The 19,651-nt window shown below is 35.5% G+C and carries 13 protein-coding genes and 2 pseudogenes; 3 read left to right on the forward strand and 12 right to left on the reverse strand.

Annotation, left to right across the window (positions count from 1 at the left end):
* Nucleotides 1-3: 3 nt before the first annotated feature.
* The 9 genes and pseudogenes from BAU27_RS26170 to BAU27_RS26215 form a co-directional block, all read right to left on the reverse strand.
* Nucleotides 4-1,251, reverse strand: a complete 1,248-nt coding sequence (locus tag BAU27_RS26170) for a DUF1015 domain-containing protein (protein ID WP_071772464.1) — start codon at nt 1,249-1,251, stop codon at nt 4-6.
* 13 nt (nt 1,252-1,264) lie between these two features.
* The gene (locus BAU27_RS26175; protein WP_071772465.1) at nt 1,265-2,437 is read right to left on the reverse strand and encodes a 3-phosphoglycerate dehydrogenase family protein; all 1,173 of its coding nucleotides are present in this window, start codon (nt 2,435-2,437) and stop codon (nt 1,265-1,267) included.
* A gap of 12 nt (nt 2,438-2,449) precedes the next feature.
* Nucleotides 2,450-3,532: a 3-phosphoserine/phosphohydroxythreonine transaminase gene (serC, locus tag BAU27_RS26180; RefSeq protein WP_071772488.1), complete on the reverse strand. Its 1,083-nt coding sequence runs from the start codon at nt 3,530-3,532 to the stop codon at nt 2,450-2,452.
* 208 nt (nt 3,533-3,740) lie between these two features.
* Nucleotides 3,741-3,932: a DUF378 domain-containing protein gene (locus tag BAU27_RS26185; RefSeq protein ID WP_000670797.1), complete on the reverse strand. Its 192-nt coding sequence runs from the start codon at nt 3,930-3,932 to the stop codon at nt 3,741-3,743.
* Nucleotides 3,933-4,020: 88 nt separating this feature from the next.
* Nucleotides 4,021-5,088, reverse strand: a complete 1,068-nt coding sequence (locus BAU27_RS26190) for a glycoside hydrolase family 113 (protein ID WP_071772466.1) — start codon at nt 5,086-5,088, stop codon at nt 4,021-4,023.
* Nucleotides 5,089-5,262: 174 nt separating this feature from the next.
* The gene (locus BAU27_RS26195; protein WP_071772489.1) at nt 5,263-7,653 is read right to left on the reverse strand and encodes a penicillin acylase family protein; all 2,391 of its coding nucleotides are present in this window, start codon (nt 7,651-7,653) and stop codon (nt 5,263-5,265) included.
* 107 nt (nt 7,654-7,760) lie between these two features.
* Nucleotides 7,761-11,141 (reverse strand): DUF4132 domain-containing protein, encoded by a 3,381-nt coding sequence (locus BAU27_RS26200; protein WP_483295357.1) that lies wholly within the window; start codon nt 11,139-11,141, stop codon nt 7,761-7,763.
* Between the two features lie 170 nt (nt 11,142-11,311).
* Nucleotides 11,312-12,079: pseudogene (locus tag BAU27_RS26205) on the reverse strand (DnaD domain-containing protein).
* 446 nt (nt 12,080-12,525) lie between these two features.
* Nucleotides 12,526-13,107 (reverse strand): TetR/AcrR family transcriptional regulator, encoded by a 582-nt coding sequence (locus BAU27_RS26215; RefSeq protein ID WP_071772468.1) that lies wholly within the window; start codon nt 13,105-13,107, stop codon nt 12,526-12,528.
* 221 nt (nt 13,108-13,328) lie between these two features.
* Here BAU27_RS26215 and BAU27_RS26220 point away from each other — a divergent pair, with 221 nt between their 5' ends.
* Nucleotides 13,329-14,576: an MFS transporter gene (locus BAU27_RS26220; protein ID WP_071772469.1), complete on the forward strand. Its 1,248-nt coding sequence runs from the start codon at nt 13,329-13,331 to the stop codon at nt 14,574-14,576.
* A gap of 144 nt (nt 14,577-14,720) precedes the next feature.
* On the opposite strand, the gene BAU27_RS26225 is transcribed toward BAU27_RS26220, so the two are convergent.
* Complete coding sequence (locus BAU27_RS26225) at nt 14,721-15,179, reverse strand: hypothetical protein (RefSeq protein ID WP_071772470.1); 459 nt, start codon at nt 15,177-15,179, stop codon at nt 14,721-14,723.
* A 391-nt stretch (nt 15,180-15,570) separates the two neighbouring features.
* On the opposite strand from BAU27_RS26225, the pseudogene BAU27_RS26230 reads away from it, so the two are divergent.
* A pseudogene (locus tag BAU27_RS26230) lies at nt 15,571-16,214 on the forward strand (DNA alkylation repair protein).
* Between the two features lie 93 nt (nt 16,215-16,307).
* Here the strand turns inward: BAU27_RS26230 and BAU27_RS26235 are convergent.
* On the reverse strand, nt 16,308-16,652 hold the full coding sequence (locus tag BAU27_RS26235; RefSeq protein ID WP_071772471.1) for a DUF3895 domain-containing protein: 345 nt from the start codon (nt 16,650-16,652) through the stop codon (nt 16,308-16,310).
* Nucleotides 16,653-17,132: 480 nt separating this feature from the next.
* On the opposite strand from BAU27_RS26235, the gene BAU27_RS26240 reads away from it, so the two are divergent.
* On the forward strand, nt 17,133-18,233 hold the full coding sequence (locus BAU27_RS26240) for an S-layer homology domain-containing protein (protein WP_071772472.1): 1,101 nt from the start codon (nt 17,133-17,135) through the stop codon (nt 18,231-18,233).
* A gap of 641 nt (nt 18,234-18,874) precedes the next feature.
* Here the strand turns inward: BAU27_RS26240 and BAU27_RS26245 are convergent.
* Nucleotides 18,875-19,606 (reverse strand): M15 family metallopeptidase, encoded by a 732-nt coding sequence (locus BAU27_RS26245; RefSeq protein WP_071772473.1) that lies wholly within the window; start codon nt 19,604-19,606, stop codon nt 18,875-18,877.
* Nucleotides 19,607-19,651: the final 45 nt, after the last annotated feature.

Below are 19,651 nucleotides of genomic sequence, written 5' to 3' on the forward strand. Positions count from 1 at the left end.
TATTTATTTTAATGAATGAACAAACAACCCACTACGCAGTTTCGGTTCAAACCACGTTGATTTTGGTGGCATAACTTCCCCTGCATCTGCGATTGCTAATAAATCATCCATTGACGTCGGATATAACGCGAATGCAGCTTTATATGCACCGCTGTTCACAAGACGTTCTAGTTCTTCTAGCCCGCGGATTCCACCGACAAAATCGATGCGTGAATCAGATCGCGGATCATGTATTTCAAGCACTTGGCTTAATAAATGATCTTGCAGGATAGATACATCTAAACCTCTAACGAGATCATTCGCATCAAATGTTTCCTCTTTCACAGTAAGCTTATACCACTTCTCGTTTATATACATGCCAAATGATTTTGGCTCATTTGGTTTATATGGAGAAACATTTGCTTCTTCTACATAAAAGTACTGCGCGATTTGCTTTAAAAACTGTTCTTCAGATAAGCCATTTAAATCTTTCACAACTCGGTTATAGTCCCAAATTGATAATTCATCGTGAGGGAATAAAACGGATAAGAAGAAGTTAAATTCCTCTTCTCCTGTGTAATTCGGATATTGTTCTCTTCGCATAAGTCCTACTTTTGCAGCTGATGCAGAGCGGTGATGTCCATCTGCAATATAAAGATTAGGAATATCTTCAAATGCGTTTACTAAATTCGCAATTACATCTTCATCTTCAATCTTCCAAGCAACATGCTCAACGCCATCTTCTGCTGTAAATGTATAGATTGGCGCATGTTCTTCTTTCCAGCTTGCGATGATACGTTTCACATCTTCTTTTGTACGATACGTTAAAAAGATAGGACCCGTATTTGCATCACACACATCTACGTGGCGAATACGATCTAGCTCTTTTTCATGACGCGTTCTTTCATGTTTTTTAATTGTATCATCTTCATACTCGTCAATAGATGTACAAACGACAAGGCCTGATTGTGTTCGTCCTTGCATCGTCAGTTCATAAATGTATAGTGCTGGCTCTTCGTCTTGAATGAACACTTCTTCTTGTATAAATCGATTTAGATTTTCACCTGCTTTTTCATATACGCGATCATCGTATGGTGAAAGTGCCGGATCTAAATCGATTTCTGCTTTATCGACATGTAAAAAAGAATATGGATTCCCTTTTACAACTTCTCTTGCCTCTTCACTATTTAATACATCGTAAGGTAAAGCTGCAACTTGCACTGCTTTTTCTTCTACTGGACGAATAGCCCGAAACGGTCGGATTTTTGCCAAGTTCCTCTCTCCTTTACACAATCATTCGAACGGCTACAACACCTGTAATTTTGCTTATATTTTCTACAATATTCTCTTTAATTATATCATCAATTCCGTTATCAATATCAATCATTGTGTATGCCCAAGAATGTTTACTACGATTAATCATATCGGCTATATTAATATGATGTTCTGCTAAACATCCTGTAATTTGTCCTACCATGTTCGGAACGTTTTGATGCATTATTGTAATACGTTTCTTTCCTATATACGGCAGTTCGACGTTTGGATAGTTTACTGAATTACGAATATTTCCTGTCTCTAAATATTCACGTAATTGACGTGCTGCCATGACCGCACAATTTTCTTCCGATTCAGATGTAGATGCACCAAGGTGAGGCGTCGCTGTTACATTTTTCATCTTTATAACATTTTCATTCGGGAAGTCCGTTACGTAATGTGTAATAATATCTTCTTCTAACGCTTTTTGAAGAACCTTTTCATCCACAAGTTCTCCTCTTGAGAAATTGAATAGACGCATACCTTTTTTCATCTTCTCTACAGCGTGTTCACCAATAATTCCCTTCGTTTGATTCGTAAGAGGAATATGCAGTGTAATATAATCACATGTTGCAAAAATTTCATCTAAACTAAATGCTCTTTGTACATGTGTAGAAAGGCGCCAAGCTGTTTCAACTGAAATGTAAGGATCATATCCGACAACGTCCATCCCTAAAGCTAACGCATCGTTTGCAACTAAAGCACCGATTGCGCCAAGTCCAATAACCCCTAAACGTTTCCCTGCAATTTCTGATCCAACAAATTGTTTTTTTCCTGATTCAACAAGCTGAGGTACTTCTTCACCCTCTAAATTTTTCGTCCAGCTTACTCCATTAATAATATTACGTGAAGACATAATAAGGCTGGCGATAATGAGTTCCTTTACTGCATTGGCATTAGCTCCTGGTGTATTAAATACTACAATCCCTTTTTCTGTACATCGCTCGACAGGAATATTATTTACACCAGTACCAGCTCTTGCAATCGCCTTTAAGTCTTTTGAAAACTCTTCTTGATGTAAAGAATAGCTGCGAAGTAAAATGCCATCTGGGTATTCCATTCTATCCCCTACTTCATAACGCTCTCCGCCAAGAACTTGCAAACCTTTTTCTGCAATTTGATTTAACGTTTGAACACGAAACATATCCCCATCTCCCTATCTATTCTCAAGCTCAAATTCCTTCATATAATTCACTAATTGCTGCACACCGTGTGCTGGCATCGCATTGTAAATACTTGCACGCATACCACCTACTGAGCGATGTCCCTTTAGCGTAACAAGGCCGCGTTCCTTCGCTTTTTGTAAAAACCGATTGTTAAGCTCCTCTGATGGTGTTGTAAACGGAATGTTCATAAGTGATCGATACGTAGGATCAACTGGTGAAGTAAACAATTTTGATTCATCTAAAAAATTGTAAAGAAGTGAAGATTTCATTCTATTTTGTTCTTCAATCGCAGATACGCCACCTTGCTCTTTCAACCACTCTAGTACAAGTTTCGTTACGTAAATACTAAAGGATGGCGGTGTATTATATAGGGAGTTATTTTTACTGTAAGTTTCATAGTTTAACATTGTAGGACAAAAACGATCTGCCCCACCAATTAATTCTTTTTTTATAATTACAATCGTTAAGCCCGCTGGCCCTAAATTCTTTTGCGCACCCGCATATATGAGGCCAAACTTCGTAACATCATATTGTTCTGATAAAATATTTGAGGACATATCCGCAACAAGCGACACTCTTTCTAAATGTGGAATATCCACATATTTTGTCCCCTCAATTGTATTGTTCGTTGTAATATGTACATAATCTAGTTCTTCATCATTTGGTAAATCATCCATTTTAGGAATCGTAGTAAACTTCTCTTTTGCAGAAGAAGCAATCACTTGTACTTCCCCTACTTTTTCGGCTTCTTGCAGCGCCTTTTTAGACCATGATCCTGTCAGTACGTACCCAGCTTTTTTATACGTACTCATTAAATTTAACGGTATCATTGAGAACTGTAATGACGCACCACCTTGTAAAAATAAAACTTCATACTCATCAGGAATGTTCATTAATTCACGAAGTAAGCTGCTCGCTTCATCAATAATACTTTGGAAATAAGAAGATCTATGGCTCATTTCCATAACAGACATGCCTGTCCCGTTATAATTTACAAGCTCCTTTTGCACTTTCTCTAAAACTGGCAAAGGGAGTATTGATGGTCCAGCTGAAAAATTATACACTCTCTCCATCACCCTAATAACCTCCCTATTTCTCATTCGATTATTTTTTAAACTTTCTGAATTATAACCCATATACAATATACGGTCAATTTGTTTTCCGTTATTATGGCGTAAGACGCAATGGAATCGCTTGCATGTGCACCCTATTTTTTATAAACATACAAAAAAGTGTTAAGTACATAATCATACTTAACACTCTAGTAATAAAGTATAATAGCTACTTACTCGTAAAGAACCGATCAAAAATTTGATAAATAGCTGAAAGACCAAAGAGCCAATAAATGGTATCCACAAGCGCCGGCATAGAACCAAACCATTCCTCAACTACATTGTAATCTAACGCCACAAACAACCAATTCAAACCGCCAAGAATCACCAGTATTACTGTAAGGTAAGACAAAAATTTCATTATGATTGCCCCCTAGGTGATAAGATGGTGAAAGGCCTTTCACTAAAATATATGTAATAGATTCTAAAACTTACCTATTTTATAAAAATTATTTTCGATACCATCCATTAATAACTGCCTCTGCTTCTTTACTATGTATTTGATACGAATGATTACTATCATTAGAGCCAATAAACCATATTGAAAACCCTTTAAAATACGGCTTCGGTTCTAATACATCACGGTAAGCACGCCACCCGTTAAGTTGTACATCTTTTGAAAACACATTCGTAACATCTGGGTTCCACGGATTTTGCAGTCCAAGTTCACGCGCTGGCACGTTAAATCCGCCAAAGTACACTGGCTTTCCTGTTGTTTTATGTAATTTCTCAAGTTGCTGAACGACATTTTGGCCACGATTATATACTGTCGTCGCAAATAAACTTTGTTTTACTTCTTCGTACGATGGATTTCTTTTTCCTGAAACTTCAAACCAACTATCAATACTTACGATGTCCACCTTTTTTAAATACGGACGATTTATTTTTTCCAGAAACTTCGCTTCATAAGATGGATCAAAGCTTGCAGTTAACCACCAGTTCATTTGATACAAAACATTTCCTTCATACTGTTTACGAACAAAATCAATTGTATCGCTCCAGTATCCTTCTGCATATTCCATATTCACGAAATTAGAAGCAATCTTGAGTCCATACACATTGTATTTACTAGTAATGGAATCAAAAATATCTTGTAAAACAACCGTTTTCCAATTCCAGAAGAAATCGTTAATATTACTCGGGTTCCATTCCGTCTCTCCAATATTTCCTTGCTGAATAAACGGGAACGGCTCCACTATAACTTGAATATTACGCTTTAATAATTCTTGAATTAAAATAATAGCTTGTTTCTTTTGCACCTGATTAATTACCATATTAGCAGAATTCACATTCGGAATATCAACTTGGATCGGTACATTCACCGTATTTAAATTCAAACGCTCCACATCTGCTAACACTTTCTCTACATTGCCTACTTCCCATACCGTTACGTTTCCTGATTTTATTTTTCCAGATTGAACAGTATTTACATCTGCCTGTACATTTCCCTGGAAACAAAAAGAAAACAACATGATACACACTCCTAAAAAACTTATTAAACTCTTATTTTTTTTCACAACTTTCCCCCATAATTTTTGACTTTCTTGATTATTTTATACAACATTTAACATATATTCCAGAAAAATTAAATACATTTCCATTAATTAAAGTGTTATCCATATAATCTCCCTAAAAATAGTAAGGTAAATAAAAAAAGAGACCCTTACATATAGTAAGAGTCTCTTCACACATCATCTCGGCTTTAAAGTTAATACTTTCCCTTCAATTCCGTCTGTATTTAAAGTAGTCGTATGATACTCACCATTTACCCAATCATCTATTTGATCATGATACCAATCACTTCTAAAATGTCCTGATTGTCCTGGACCTACGATATGGTAACCGTTTGACATATCTTTCGTATCAATTACGAATCGCCAAGAAGCTCCGTGATTGACAATACCGTTATCTCCGTAACTCGCTGCTTGAACGGTAACTTGACTTCCGCCTATTGGAACTGGTTTCTCACGATTAAATGCAAGTAATGCTAACATATGAGATGATTTTGAAATTGGATGTGTAAACGCAAGTTGATGGTAATCGCCCCACTTCCACTCTGCAACATCGGGTCCATATTCCTTCTGTAATTTCTTCATTACATTCTCGTACGATGTATGCACAACTTTCGTGAAACCTCCGTACTTCGTAAACCAAGCGCTATTTTCTCCCGCTACTTCTTTTCGAATCAATTCATCAACAACTTGTGACTTCCCTTCAAATAACTCCATCACATCTTTCGGTATTTCTTTTGAAAATAACGTATTTGAAATCTCTTTCATTAACAAATGGAAAATTAATGGTGCCGCTTTATCTTTACTATCGTAAAAATTCCACTTCGATAATTGTTTTACGCCTTCTTTCTCTACTTCATTTAAAGATGCTTTATTTAACTCTTTTAACAATATAGGAGTAAACTCTTTCCCATATAAATTCTTTTGATCCATCTGTAAATCTTCTAAATCTTTCACCGTATACTTTTCCTTCTCTTGCAAAAACTCTTGAATACGCATTTGCCTATATGGCTGTGCCCACGTATTACTAATATGGTACGGATAATTATCATCAACAATTTTATTATTCGCAGTTGAAATAAACCCTTGTTCTGGATTTATTACTTTTGGAAGCTGCTCAAATGGAATATACCCTTCCCATTCATACTCATCTGTCCATCCAGGAACTGGCAAACTACCATCGCCTTTTTTACGCACTGGTATATTTCCATTTGCTTTATAAGCAATCGTGCCCTCGTTTGATGCAAACACAAAATTTTGAGTTGGTGTATGAAAATCTTGAAGAGCTGTTTCAAACTCATTCCAGTTTTTTGCTTTATTCATATTTAATACTGCCTTTAATTCAGCGGAAGGCTCCAAAGCAGTCCATTTCAAAGCGAATACTGTTTTCGTTTTCTCTTTCCCTTTATCTGCAAACTCTGAAATGACTGGACCATGCCTCGTAACCGTCACGTTATACGGAATTGTTTTCCCGCCTTTTACTTTAATAGATTCATCAACAATAGTAGCCTTTTCCCACTTATCGTTATACAAAAATTCATTTTCATTATTAGGATTTCGCTTCTCAATATATAAATCTTGCACATCAGGACCTGTATTCGTAACGCCCCATGCTATTTTGTCATTGTGGCCTAATATAACACCTGGCACTCCGGCGAAAATAACGCCACTCACATTTAAGTCTTTCATTTCAAGTTTCGATTGATACCATATTGAAGGTGTCGCAAGAGATAAATGAGGATCATCCGCTAGAATCGGCTTACCAGACACACTCTTTTCACCGCTTATCACCCAGTTATTACTACCATTAAACTCTGGTGGAATGACCGTTTTTGCAAAACTTTGTGCTACGTCCACATTTGTATTTTTCAGTTCAGCTAGCAATCTAGGTGCATCTTTTGGATATGTAGGAAATAGCTCATTTGCTTGCTCTTTCGGTAGGTTTTTCAGCGCCCAATATCGAAATGCCTGCCCGTGCCAATGTCCCCCCAAATCAAACGCCATATACTTTCCAATCGTTAAAGAATCCACGATTGACCACTCAGCAGGCTCATAGCCTAATAAAGTAAACTCAACTGGCAATTTCTTTTCCTCTTTCGCCTCGCGTATAAAAGCGTTTACGCCATCAGCAAATGACTGCAGGGCATATTTCGCTTCTCCGTCATATTGACTAACAGACGCTTCTGCTGCTCGCCGTAAACCGAGCGTTCGAAACAACTTATCTCGATCAACAGCTGCCTCCCCTACAACTTCACTCAACATCCCAGAAGCTTGTCTTCTACTTAAATCCATTTGAAACAAACGATCTTGTGCTTGTACATACCCTTGCGAGAAATATAAATCATGCGCATTTTCTGCTTTAATATGCGGTACACCTTTACTATCTCGCTTTACCGTAACAGCATGTTGTATATCCTCTAGCTTTATCGTTCCATCTATCTTTGGCATAGATTTAAGCGTATATATGTTCAAAAAAATCGCTGTACAAATAACTAACAAAAGAACGATACTACTAGACCAAATAAAAATTCTCTTACCCCTAGTTCGTTTTTTCTTTATGACGACTTCCATATCCATATAACCCCTCCTTTCTCAAACTATTCGCTTCTATTTAAGGAAGAACCTTTTAGAAAAGTTGAAAAACCCCCTTCATTTTCCTACAAATGAAGGGGGAATTCTTAACGTTTGTTACGCCAGCTTTCATTATGACCAAGATTTGACTCGGTCGCTAATTGCACATCATATAATACTTCACTAAAGAAGCGCTTATCTACTTGTTTTGGTACAATGCGTCTCTCATCATCAATTTCGTCGTATTCATATGAACCGCGGTTCACAGTGCCCGCTTTATAAAATTGAATTTCAAATACACATACATCCTCTTCAACTTCATATCCAATCGACGCTCCGCTAAATGAAAGTTCCGCTCCTAATCCAGTTCGAGTATCTTCTTTATAAAATGTATAATAAACACCGCCATCTTGAACCGATCCGCGAGTCCATCCAAGTTTCGTCATCTTACCAAATAACGAGCGACCATTTAATAAAATACCGCCAAATCTCTCAACAGCAATCTCATCATTCTCTTCTACTACAAACACTGGACGTTCAATTTGTACAAACGGCTGAACAATTCCCGCAATTGTCAGTTGCCCTTTCCACAATTCCTTTTCCGCCTCGGATAATTCTAACGGATGAATTAAACCAATAACAGTTCCAGATGAAAGTTCATGATTCTCTCCTATCATTGAATAAAACGTATCATCCTCCGCATAACGGAACGTTTTCAGCAACTTTCCTTCCGTATATTCACCCCAAATAAGTGAAATGGCAAATTGCTTCATAATTGGATTTTCCAAAAATACCGGCTTCCACGTATCGTATGACCAATAGCGCTTTAGTGATAGAGCAGTTTCCAAGCGTTGTTTCTGCATAGAAAGAGCACTTCGGAGTTCCTTCTTTAAAGAGGATAACTCTTTCTTAGCCTCCTCAGCTTTTACTACATCATCTTTTGCATTCGGCTTCGGAAGTGACTTCATACGTTTTCCTTCTTCTGTCTCTAATTCAATTTTCGAATCTGAAGTTAAAATAGCAGTAAAAATTCGATTCCCAAAATCAATCGGCTTTTCACCACGTATAGTAAAACCAAGATCCGGTACTAGTTGATCTTCCAGCTCTTCTTCCGTTATACCACGTGTTTTCGCAGCAAGACTTAGTGCTTCTTTTGCCGCATTACGCACTAATTTATGCTTATATTTAAATGTCATCGCTTGAATAGACACAAGTGCAAGCTTAGATGAGGACAACCCTAGAGCCCGAACAGCATCTGCTGCAATCTTTCCTCTCATATGAAGCACCCATTCATCAATTTGCTTTTTAAGTATGCCGACCATTTTATCATCGCTATACATTCCATATAATGAAAGGATTCCGCGTTTCTTCACATCTGCATCTTGAGAAATCCATATTTGATATATTGTTTGCACATACTCTTTCAAGTCTTGCTCATTCAAAGTACCACCAATTACTTCAGCTGCCTCTTTCTTCTCAATAACAGAATCTGAAATATACTGTTGTAAATAGGCTAACGGAATTGTTGCATCTGCTATTTCATTTGAATTACGAAGACGGATTTGTGGTTCGTTCCCCATCCATTGCACAAATGAATTTCTTTTTTGTTCCGTTACTATACGACTGCAAAGTTCTTCTATATTTTCTGAATCTCCACCCACTTCAAGTAACGGAGCAAATTTCTCAACAAAAGAAGCATTCTTCTTTTCTTGTAAAGCTTCCTGTACAAGTTGCATATACTTTTCAATCTTATAATCTATTAGTATTTCCATCACATGTTCACGGACAATTTTCTTTTTATTATTAAGTTCGGCTGCTACATCTTCTGCCGACTCTACATCTTTCGAAAGCAGTCTCACTACAGACTCACGAATTTTTTTAGAAGAAGCACCTAAGCTTTTGATTAAAATCGGACGCATTTTAACCATGTTTCCCCTCGCTAATTCATCCAAAATATATGCTTTTGCCTGAGCAGAATACTCATCAAATCGTTCAATTATGTACGCTTGTTCTTTTACAATGACATGAACAAGCGCTTCCTTCGCCTTGTTTCTCTCTTCACTGTAGCATGCAGCTTGTTCAACTGCATAAGTGATAAGCTTTGCCTTACTTAATCCATACGAAAGAAGATCTTCTAATACTTGTTTCGGTTCTATCCCTCTGACAGAACATTCGTACAGAAGTTCGTATAAATTAACGTTATATTCATCTCCGAATTGCAGTGTAATTACAGCTTCCCTCTTCGCTACATCATCTACATCCCAAAGGAGTGTAACCTCTAATACTGGCATCCCCCAATACATACTTCTATACTTAGGATCTTTAAGTATTTGCTCCATATCCTCAAGTGACAATTTCCCTAGTAAATAATCACGATATGTATCACGTATTGTAGACAATTTAATTTGCAAAGCAGCGACAAAAAATTCTTCTCGCATTCTCCCTCTATTTAACTCATACCCTTTTCCAGCTAACGTTCGTGCGATAATGAGATAATTAATTTTACTTACATATTGCAAAGTACGTTGAACAAATTCAGGATTTTCTTCCGCCACGGAGCATAACATTTCATATTCATACGTCTTACAAAATCCTTCATTATTTAAATCATGTTGCCTCAGCCGGTGTGCAAAGAATCTTTCCTCAGAAATCCAAAACTGTTTACAAAAACTTTGAATTTCATCATAGGTTTTCTTATTTACACTCCCTGTTCGTTTATAGTTTTGAGGCTGATTGAGAGCTTGACACACGTAACGCGTAGCATGATTCATAAAACCCCAAACGTTTTTCTTCGCTAATATTTCAACATATCGCTTCGCAACATTTGAATACTGATGAATACTAAATAATAGCCGCCAAATGTATTCTGGTAAGCTTCCACCTAAAAATAATTCCCTATCACTTTCACCTTTTATATATCTTTCAACTGCTTCAATCTTTTCCTTTTCTCCATTCAAATTCAATATAAATTCAGCATGTTCTTTTAATCTCTCGTCCAATAAAGAGCTATATGTACAGAATCTCTCATAATCTACTTCAAACATTACGAGAAGTAACGATAATTGCTGCTGATTTGGTAAAATGTGTAATTGTTCCTCTATATAGTTCGGGTTCTCTTTTGTTAGCCCTTTAAGAAAAACATACGCTTCATCCACATAACTCGAAATATTAGTTAAATATTTACATGCACTTCCCACAAGTTTATCTAAAGGCAGTACACTTTTTTCTAAATAAATCTTCATATTAGCAAAATCCACATATTTAAACCTTATTATAAGAACATTTAACAATTGCTCCCCTAGCAAATAATAAAATAACCGAAAGAAAGCCGGATTTTGTTTATGCACTTTCCTAAAATCGTTTATAAATTGCTCCGCAAAATCGGCTCTCTTTTGATCTCTAATTGTCGTTAGTTGAATATCTTTTAAAATCGCTTCTTCTCTCGACTCTAAATATCGCAGTGATAATTGTTCCTGCTCTTCTGTCATATTCATATATTGAAACAACTTTGATGTACTAGTTATCAAACTCTGTTCCTCCCGCACCTTTTTATCTATTATAAAAGCAAAATACCCATATTTTTTCTCTATCATTCAAAAATAGTATAGCATACACCCCACCGAATACGAACGTATATTCTGTATTAAATTTATGCAAATTAAAAAACACTACTCAAAATACTTCTCCTTCGCTCTAAACTTCCTATTACACACTTTTCCTCACTAATATCCCCACACCAATTCCTCAAAATCCCCTTTACATAAGCGAACGTCCCCTTATTATTTTCAAACGCAATTTTAAGTGCCTCTATTACTCTATCTCCTGAAATCCTTTACATCCATTCCTTTAATTCCTTCGCGATATATGGAGATAGATTACTAATGTTTTGTTCGTAAAACTTATAAACTTCACTATGCGGAGTGGCATCCTCTACTCTTTCTACCTCTTCTGCCTCTTCCTTCTCTTGAATAATCGCTTGTTGCGAATTACTACTAACCTCTTCCTCTGGCATTCCAAAATGTTGAAGTAATAACGGAATCTTGCATTCTTCTTCAATACATTTACGTAAAAACATATGCAGGAACTCTTTACTTTTCACCATTTTCAGCTCACGTAATACACATTTCTCTATGTTCATATTAAAAATAGGATTATAGTGTAACCAATTTATAATGAATAACTCTTTCGTTTCCGCATCATATAAAATCTTCCCGTATTCCACAAACCGGTTCAATAACTTCTCAACCGTCTCCATACTGTAACCATTTTCAAGCTCTGCCAAACGCTTCGGTAATATATAAATACCACATTGCTTCGTTTTCGTACCAGTTAACAAATATATGTAAAAATAACGCTCTTCTGGCGTTAAATCTAAAATAAATTCATCTTGCCAAAAGTTCACCTGCACATTGCGGTACACCGCCATCAGTTTCCCCTCCGCTCTTTACTAGTAAAAAGGAAAATTCCAATCCTTCAATATAAATATAGGAATGAGCAAACGGTTTTGGCATTCGAGTTCCAAATTTTTTTACTACTACTACTACGCCGGTTTTATTTTTTCGCACTTGTTTTGTTCTTGTAATTGTTTTTGTTTTTGTTTTTGTTTTTGTTTTTTCTTAGTGATTTATTACTTGGTAGGTGCTTATGAGGGGCTTTGAAGGGGCTTATATAGTGTTTTCATTCCCCTCTTATCTAATATCTAATTACAAATGTCTCCAACAATCTTCATACATTGCAGACAACCATTATGATTCACCTGCTCATATTTACCCGAAAACAAAAAGCACTTGTTGCCTTCATAGACAATTCAGTGCTTAAGGTTGAAAGTTTATAAATAAGAGTGTCTATAATCAACATAGTTGATTGAAATATTTATTTTAGTAACGATAATATGATACATACCGTATTATCTACAACCGAACGTTCTGGGCGAGATTTCATTAACACTGTTAATCCAATTAATGAAGTGACTAGCGTTTGTGCTAAAGCTTTAGCATTCACATCACTTTGCAGTTCTCCAGACTGAATACCTTTGGCGATTAATTCTTGAAATATAATTGAAAGGTACATTTGATGTTCTCTAGTCAACACTTCAAATTTTTCATTATGAGGAGAAAGCTCAACCATTGTGTTAATACAAAAACAGCCTTTATTTGATTCTCTTTTATATTCCTCTTCCACCATATTTTCAAAAAATGTACGAATGGCCTCTTTTATAGATCGTTCTTTTTGAAGTTTTGTTCGAATGCTGGTCGCGTGTATATTTGTGTATCTCCGTAATGCAGCTTCAAACAGCCCTTCTTTATCACCAAATGCCGCATATAAACTCGGTCTTTGTATTTCCATTTTAGCAGTTAGATCACTTAATGAAGTAGCAGCGTATCCTTTTTCCCAAAAAAGTTGCATAGCAGCATCCAAAGCTTTTTCTTTATCAAATTCACGTAGTCGAGCCATTTAATCCCTCCTCTTTCTTCACCTGTTTTCTAAATTATAAATCACGTTTTTATGTACTAATCAGTATATTATATATCGTATTAAATTATAAATGATATGTCAAAATAAACTGAAATCAATTCACAATTCACTTGACACAATAATTTATCCCTGGTTATATTTTATTTAATAAATAACATACCGTTCGGTACATTATTTAAAAAACAAAAGGAGATGATATTATGGATGCTAAAGAACAAATGACAACTGCTCTTACACAGAATAATGATCAGTTCCAATCAACTATCAATACAATCATGCCCCGCTATATAACTCTATTATTTTCAATAGCTTGCGGGATGGCTGTGGCGAATATATACTTCGCTCACCCTCTACTTGATTCTTTATCAAATGAGTTTAAGATCAACCATTCAACTATTGGTGTCGTTATTACTATTACTCAAGTTTGTTATGCACTCGGATTACTTTTATTAGTTCCACTTGGTGATTTGTTAAACCAAAAAAGACTTATTATTGTTCAAATGCTTTTATCCGTTTTCGCTTTAATTGTAATCGGAGCCGCTCCTTCAAGTACCGTACTTTTTATAGGTATGGCCTTAGTCGGAATTCTTGCGACTGTTACACAGACACTCGTCGCATACGCATCCATTTTAGCTAATCCAAAAGACCGTGGGCGAATAGTAGGTTCCGTCACGAGTGGTGTCGTAATAGGAATTCTACTTGCACGTACATTTTCCGGAACATTAACAGATCTAGCCGGATGGCGTTCCGTTTATCTTACCTCTGCTGTACTTATGCTCTTCGTAATTGGTTTGTTATATCGTAATTTACCTAATTTTGAAAATAAAAAAACAGCTATGACCTATCGTAAATTATTACATTCCGTTCTCTTATTATTTGTAGAAGAGCGCCACTTACGCATTCGCGGAATATTAGCATTGCTCATTTTCACTTCATTCAGTATTTTATGGACTTCATTAGTTTTACCTCTAAGTGCTGCACCATATAATCTATCACATACAGCTATCGGAGTATTTGGTCTTGCTGGAGTTGCAGGTGCATTAGCTGCCAATAAGGCCGGACAACTTGCTGATCGCGGATTCGGAGAAAGAACTACTGGCATAGCCTTATCCTTATTATTACTTTCATGGATCCTAATTAAATTAATGAACCATTCTCTATTCCTACTAGTTATCGGCATTATCCTTTTAGATTTAGCTGTGCAAGCTGTACATGTAACCAATCAAAGTATGCTGTTCACAGTGCGTCCCGAAGCAAGAAGTCGACTCACTGCCAGTTACATGATTTTTTATTCTATCGGTAGTGCAACAGGTGCAATTCTTTCAACAAATATGTATGCAAAATATGGTTGGGATGGGGTATGCATATTAGGTGTATCTGTTAGTGCTTGTGCTCTTTTATTTTGGATAATTACCTTTCGGCGATCATCACAGCTGAACGAAGAATAATTCATTTATGTTAAATACGTGTTTTTCTACAAGACTATAAAATAGTATTTACTTTTTAACACAAATCAACGGCATTTTTATATAAAAAATGCTGTTGATTCACAATTTCATGATAAGAGATCCTATACTATCGAAATACATCTATTACAAACTCCCTTTAACGTTTTCGACAATCTCATTTATTGTATTTCGATCAAACTTATCACTAATTTCGTATGTATCACGATCTCCTACTAGTTGTACGCCTACGATATCGTTGCGGTCCTTACCAAATTGCACTTCAATAATAGACCCCTGCTCTATCTGTTTCCAAATGTAACCTGCTTCATCTTTATTATCCAAAATAATACAGTCCTCAATATTTTCATCAATTCCAATTAACTTGTTATCATCTATAAACCCAACCTCATATTGTTGACGTTCTTTCGCTTTGCCGCTTACTAATATACCTTTGCTACCATATGAATAATCCATATAGTTCTTTTTCTCAGATTGTACCGCTTTCGTCTCTTGTGCTTTAGTTTTTTCAGCGTTCCCACAACCCATGATAAGACTAATTGGCATCACCAAAGTTAGTACTACTCTAGTAAATTTCTTTATCATTTAGAATCAACCTCACATATTTAATGCAAAACTCCATTTATTACCTTATTAAAGGATAACATGATACTACAGCAAAAGCGTCAAAGAGAAAGCATTATTTACATCCCCTCACTATGTGAAGAGCCATACATCCGTATTATTTCTTCCCCCTTTTATCTTAATGTTGTATCTTCACAACAATAAATAACTAACTGAATTATCAATAAATTACAGAATGTAGACATCCTACTCACATAAGATTTAAAATTGGAAAGTATGGAAGACATGATAAAAGATATAGGCTAACTCGCAATTAAAATGGTCTTTATATTAAGGAAAAAAGTGCACAGCTTTGGATTTTAAAACAGTTATGCAAGAGCTTGAAGCCCTCGGTAAGGAATGAACGAAAAAAATATACATATCTAACGGTGCACATGAGCCAATTTTCGGCGTAGCTACGGGCGCTATGAAACCAATCGCTAAGAAAATAAAATTAAATCAAGAGTTAGCTGAGAAACTTTATTCCACAGCTAACTACGATGCTATGTACTTTGCAGGTATTATTGCCGATCCAAAAGCTATGAGTGAATCGGATTTTAATCGTTGGATGGATGGGGCGTATTTTTATATGCTATCTGATTATGTTGTGCAGTAACTTTATCGGAGTCAAATATTGCACAAGACGTTGCTGATACATGGATTGCAAGTGGGGACGAGCTTAAAATGTCTGCAGGCTGGCGTTGCTACTGCTGGCTTTTAGGCAATCGTAAAGACAATGAATTTTCCGAAAGCAAAGTTTCCACTATGCTTGAAATGGTGAAAAATACGATTCATGATTCGCCAGAACGAACAAAATCCGCTATGAATAATTTCCTAAACACTGTAGCAATTTCATATGTGCCACTACACGAAAAAGCAGTCGAAATTGCAAAAGAAGTTGGTATAGTTGAAATAAAACGTGAAAATAAAAAGAGCAGTTTGCTAAATGCTACAGAGAGTATTCAGAAAGAACTTGATAGAGGAAGACTTGGTTTCAAACGTAAATATGTTAGATGATCAAAAAGGTGTCAATCTAAGCAAGATTGACACCTTTTTGATGAGAAAAACGAATGAACTCCCCTAGGAAATTATTCATCCCCCCTGTACACCTTATCCGTTAAAAACTTCTTCATTCAATTTATAAACCCTATCTCTTTTCTCATCACTTTTGACAAAAATAAGCTTTCCTTCTTTAACAAAACCTTCTAATAGTAAGCATACTTGTCCATATGCTTTCGGCTTATTCGTAGTGAATCTTTCATCGGGTATTTTACCAGCTCGTATTAATTGTTCGCACAGCTCCAGTGCACTGATTTCTTCAGAATTAAATAATCCTAATATATCTTGTTGCAATGGCGATAAAGGTACTGGTATTTCAGCTACCTCCACCTTTTCTTTTTCTTTTTCTTTTTCGTTTTCTTCTTCAAATAAATCTTCAAATGAAATTTGATTCATTACTTCTTTTCCTTTCTAACGATTGATTTGTATAACATGAACTGAATCCTATAAAGAGTAGTTATTGTTATGTATTACTTACCTTATTACATAAATCTCAAACTCATGTACATCGTTTCATATAGTATGTTTTGATTATACCAAATATACGTTCTGTCTTCTATCGTAGATTGAAAAAAGAAGCATTTTACTGTCCACAAATAGCGAAAAGGTATTTAGATGTTTTTGTTGAATGGATTTATAAAAGTAAATTAAGCAAAAATAACTTCAAAATCAACTTTTATTGTATATTTTTGAGTTACTTTACATTTCACTCTATATACCATTTTTAAATAGAGATGAATATTTATAGATATTATGATTAAGTTTCATGCAGATTAGTAAAATAGATATTTATTCCATAGAAATTTATGGTAAATACTTATCGTTTATATGTTATAATCACGATGTAAATATTTAATATAACAGGGGGGTTCCAAAATGGGCTTTAAAACAAGTAAAGTTAAAAATTTTTTCGGATTAGTAATAGCTGCAGCACTAGCAACTACAACGATGGTAGGCACAGTAAATGCAGAAACAACTACGAAAACAAACTTTAATGAAAATAGCTATAAGGTAGTTAGCAATAATGACACTGTATTTACAGATGTACCAAAGGACCACTGGTCAAAAGATGCTATTGATTACTTAGCGGCAGCAGGGCTTTTTAAAGGATATGGAAATGGGAAATTTGGTTTTGGGGACAATGTTACTAGAGGACAGGTAGCTTCTTTAGTCAATCGACATTTAGGTTTAATAGCAGACGATAAACAGGCGAATATGTTTAGTGACATTACAAATCATATGTTTGAAAAGGATATTAAAGCCATTGCGCAAGCTGGAATTATGAAAGGTGATGGAACAGGTACATTTCGTCCAGATGATGTATTAACTCGGTATGAGATGGCAGTAGTGTTACAAAAAGCATTTCAATTAAATTCAAAAGGACAAGAGAACTTTAAAGATGTACCAAAAGGTCATTGGGCCTACGAATCTGCCAATGCACTGCGTAGTAACCGTATAGCACAAGGTGACGAGGCAGCTAATTTTAATGGCAACATGCTTGTGAAGCGTGAACAGTATGCACAATTTTTCTATAATGCAATAGCAAAGAACAGATCTTATAATTTCAACATCAATTCAAAAGAAGAACTGAAACAAATGTTAACAACAGCTTTACAGAATGGGACGTTTGGTCCATTTAAATTAGATGCACTAGGTAAAGATATATCTGAGGTAAAAAAAGAATTTGGAGCGCCTGATGTTTGGAAGCAAGCACCATGTACAGAATGTGATGCACCTAATACAGCGGTATACGGAGATTATAATATTGATATGTACCCTTCGGACGCTAGATATATATGGGTGAAAATGGATATCTCTATCAACGAATTAAAAGAGTGGTTTGGTGAACCAGATGGAATCGGAGAGGATATGACTAGTGAAGGCTTTATATATAATCGAGGAAGCTATTCTCTTTATTTCAGCTTCTCTGATGGTTATATTCAACGCGCTGAAATTTCTAAAATTGAACATCATTAATACGTTACAAGCAATATAAAATATATACCGCATAAAAAACCCCTTCAAGAACACCCTTATTCTTGAGGGGGGTTATTTTGTTCCTATCTATTTTACATAATACAAAGCTATAAAAACGCCCCAAAGAACGCGATCAAGAGTAAAATTGGTCAATCTCAAGAATATCTACTATTTCATTCAACCAATCTATTATTAATAAAATATCTCTTCACCCTACTCAGCTCCTAAATTTTTTTCCTACACCAACTATTTCATCTTAATAGATTTCTTAATATTCTAATAAATAAAAAAATACTACCAATCGCAGTATTTGGTCTACCTCTACATTTCTATCAAGCTAAGAAAATCCAGCATCCAAAACAAAATAGATAGCAAGGTTAATATTGTAGCATCTGTAAAACAGGCAGTCTCTAAAGCCTAGTTAAGCAGATACAGTAAGCAAGTATTCTATGTTACGAATGAAAAAGGATCTGATATGAATATCAGATCCTTTTTCACTGCTTCTTTTATAGATTTAAGTTCTTGATACATATATCGGTTCATACGTGCTTACATTATCATACACAGTTTTCGCAATACTAGGAGAAAGATTAACACATCCTCCAGATCCACTGGCTTTTTAATAGAATCAAAGTGTATTTTTATTTGTCGGACTTAATTTTTTCGCAATACTCTTCTAAAGTTAATCCCTTTTCTTTTAGATAAATAGCAACTTCTTTTCCTACATAACGATAGTGCCATGGCTCATACTTAATGCCAGTAATATTCTCTTTATCTTTTGGATAGCGGAGAATAAACCCATACTCTGCAGCATTCTTATCTAACCATTTGAATGCATCGGTAGTTTCAAATTTGGCATTTAAATCTTCTACAGTATTCTGCCATTCAACTGAAATAATGTCTAACGCTAATCCAGTATGATGTTCACTTGCACCAGGATACTGAAGATATTCCAATGCCTTAGCACTAGCCTCTTTATCCGACAAACCTTGAGATTTATAGCTTTTAACTGAAGCATCATAATAAGTTTGTTGTAATTTTATAGCTCGATAACCTGACCTTAAATAAAGATTGATTCCCTCTTTTTTTGCAGCTGTTACCATATCCTGATAGGAAGTTGCAATTCTACTATCTATTTTCATATTGGGCTTAGCATTTTGGGTAATACTTGTTAATTCAATCCCTAGTTCCTTTGGTAACATTTGTTCTCTATTTACAAGAATAATTCTCCAATCATTAGGATCAGAGATAGGTAAAACATCTTTTTTATTCGCATTTATCTCTTTTTTATTTTTATCGTTATTATTAGTAGTTTCCTGAGATGTTTGTTTTCCGCTACAAGCAGCAAGGCTCCATCCCAATGCCAATACCAATGCTAAAATTATAAATTTTTTAATTGTATCTCATTCCCTTTTTGT

Origin of the sequence: Bacillus sp. NH11B (genome assembly GCF_001884205.1) — a bacterium.
GTDB lineage: Bacteria > Bacillota > Bacilli > Bacillales > Bacillaceae_G > Bacillus_A > Bacillus_A proteolyticus.

Excerpts from the sequence above, each read along its gene's own strand:
- BAU27_RS26175 (WP_071772465.1), bottom strand. The coding sequence starts at position 2,437 with ATGTTTCGTGTTCAAACGTTAAATCAAATTGCAGAAAAAGGTTTGCAA.
- serC (WP_071772488.1), bottom strand. The coding sequence starts at position 3,532 with ATGGAGAGAGTGTATAATTTTTCAGCTGGACCATCAATACTCCCTTTG.
- BAU27_RS26185 (WP_000670797.1), bottom strand. The coding sequence starts at position 3,932 with ATGAAATTTTTGTCTTACCTTACAGTAATACTGGTGATTCTTGGCGGT.
- BAU27_RS26195 (WP_071772489.1), bottom strand. The coding sequence starts at position 7,653 with ATGGAAGTCGTCATAAAGAAAAAACGAACTAGGGGTAAGAGAATTTTT.
- BAU27_RS26200 (WP_483295357.1), bottom strand. The coding sequence starts at position 11,141 with ATGACAGAAGAGCAGGAACAATTATCACTGCGATATTTAGAGTCGAGA.
- BAU27_RS26215 (WP_071772468.1), bottom strand. The coding sequence starts at position 13,107 with ATGGCTCGACTACGTGAATTTGATAAAGAAAAAGCTTTGGATGCTGCT.
- BAU27_RS26220 (WP_071772469.1), top strand. The coding sequence starts at position 13,329 with ATGGATGCTAAAGAACAAATGACAACTGCTCTTACACAGAATAATGAT.
- BAU27_RS26225 (WP_071772470.1), bottom strand. The coding sequence starts at position 15,179 with ATGATAAAGAAATTTACTAGAGTAGTACTAACTTTGGTGATGCCAATT.
- BAU27_RS26235 (WP_071772471.1), bottom strand. The coding sequence starts at position 16,652 with ATGAATCAAATTTCATTTGAAGATTTATTTGAAGAAGAAAACGAAAAA.
- BAU27_RS26240 (WP_071772472.1), top strand. The coding sequence starts at position 17,133 with ATGGGCTTTAAAACAAGTAAAGTTAAAAATTTTTTCGGATTAGTAATA.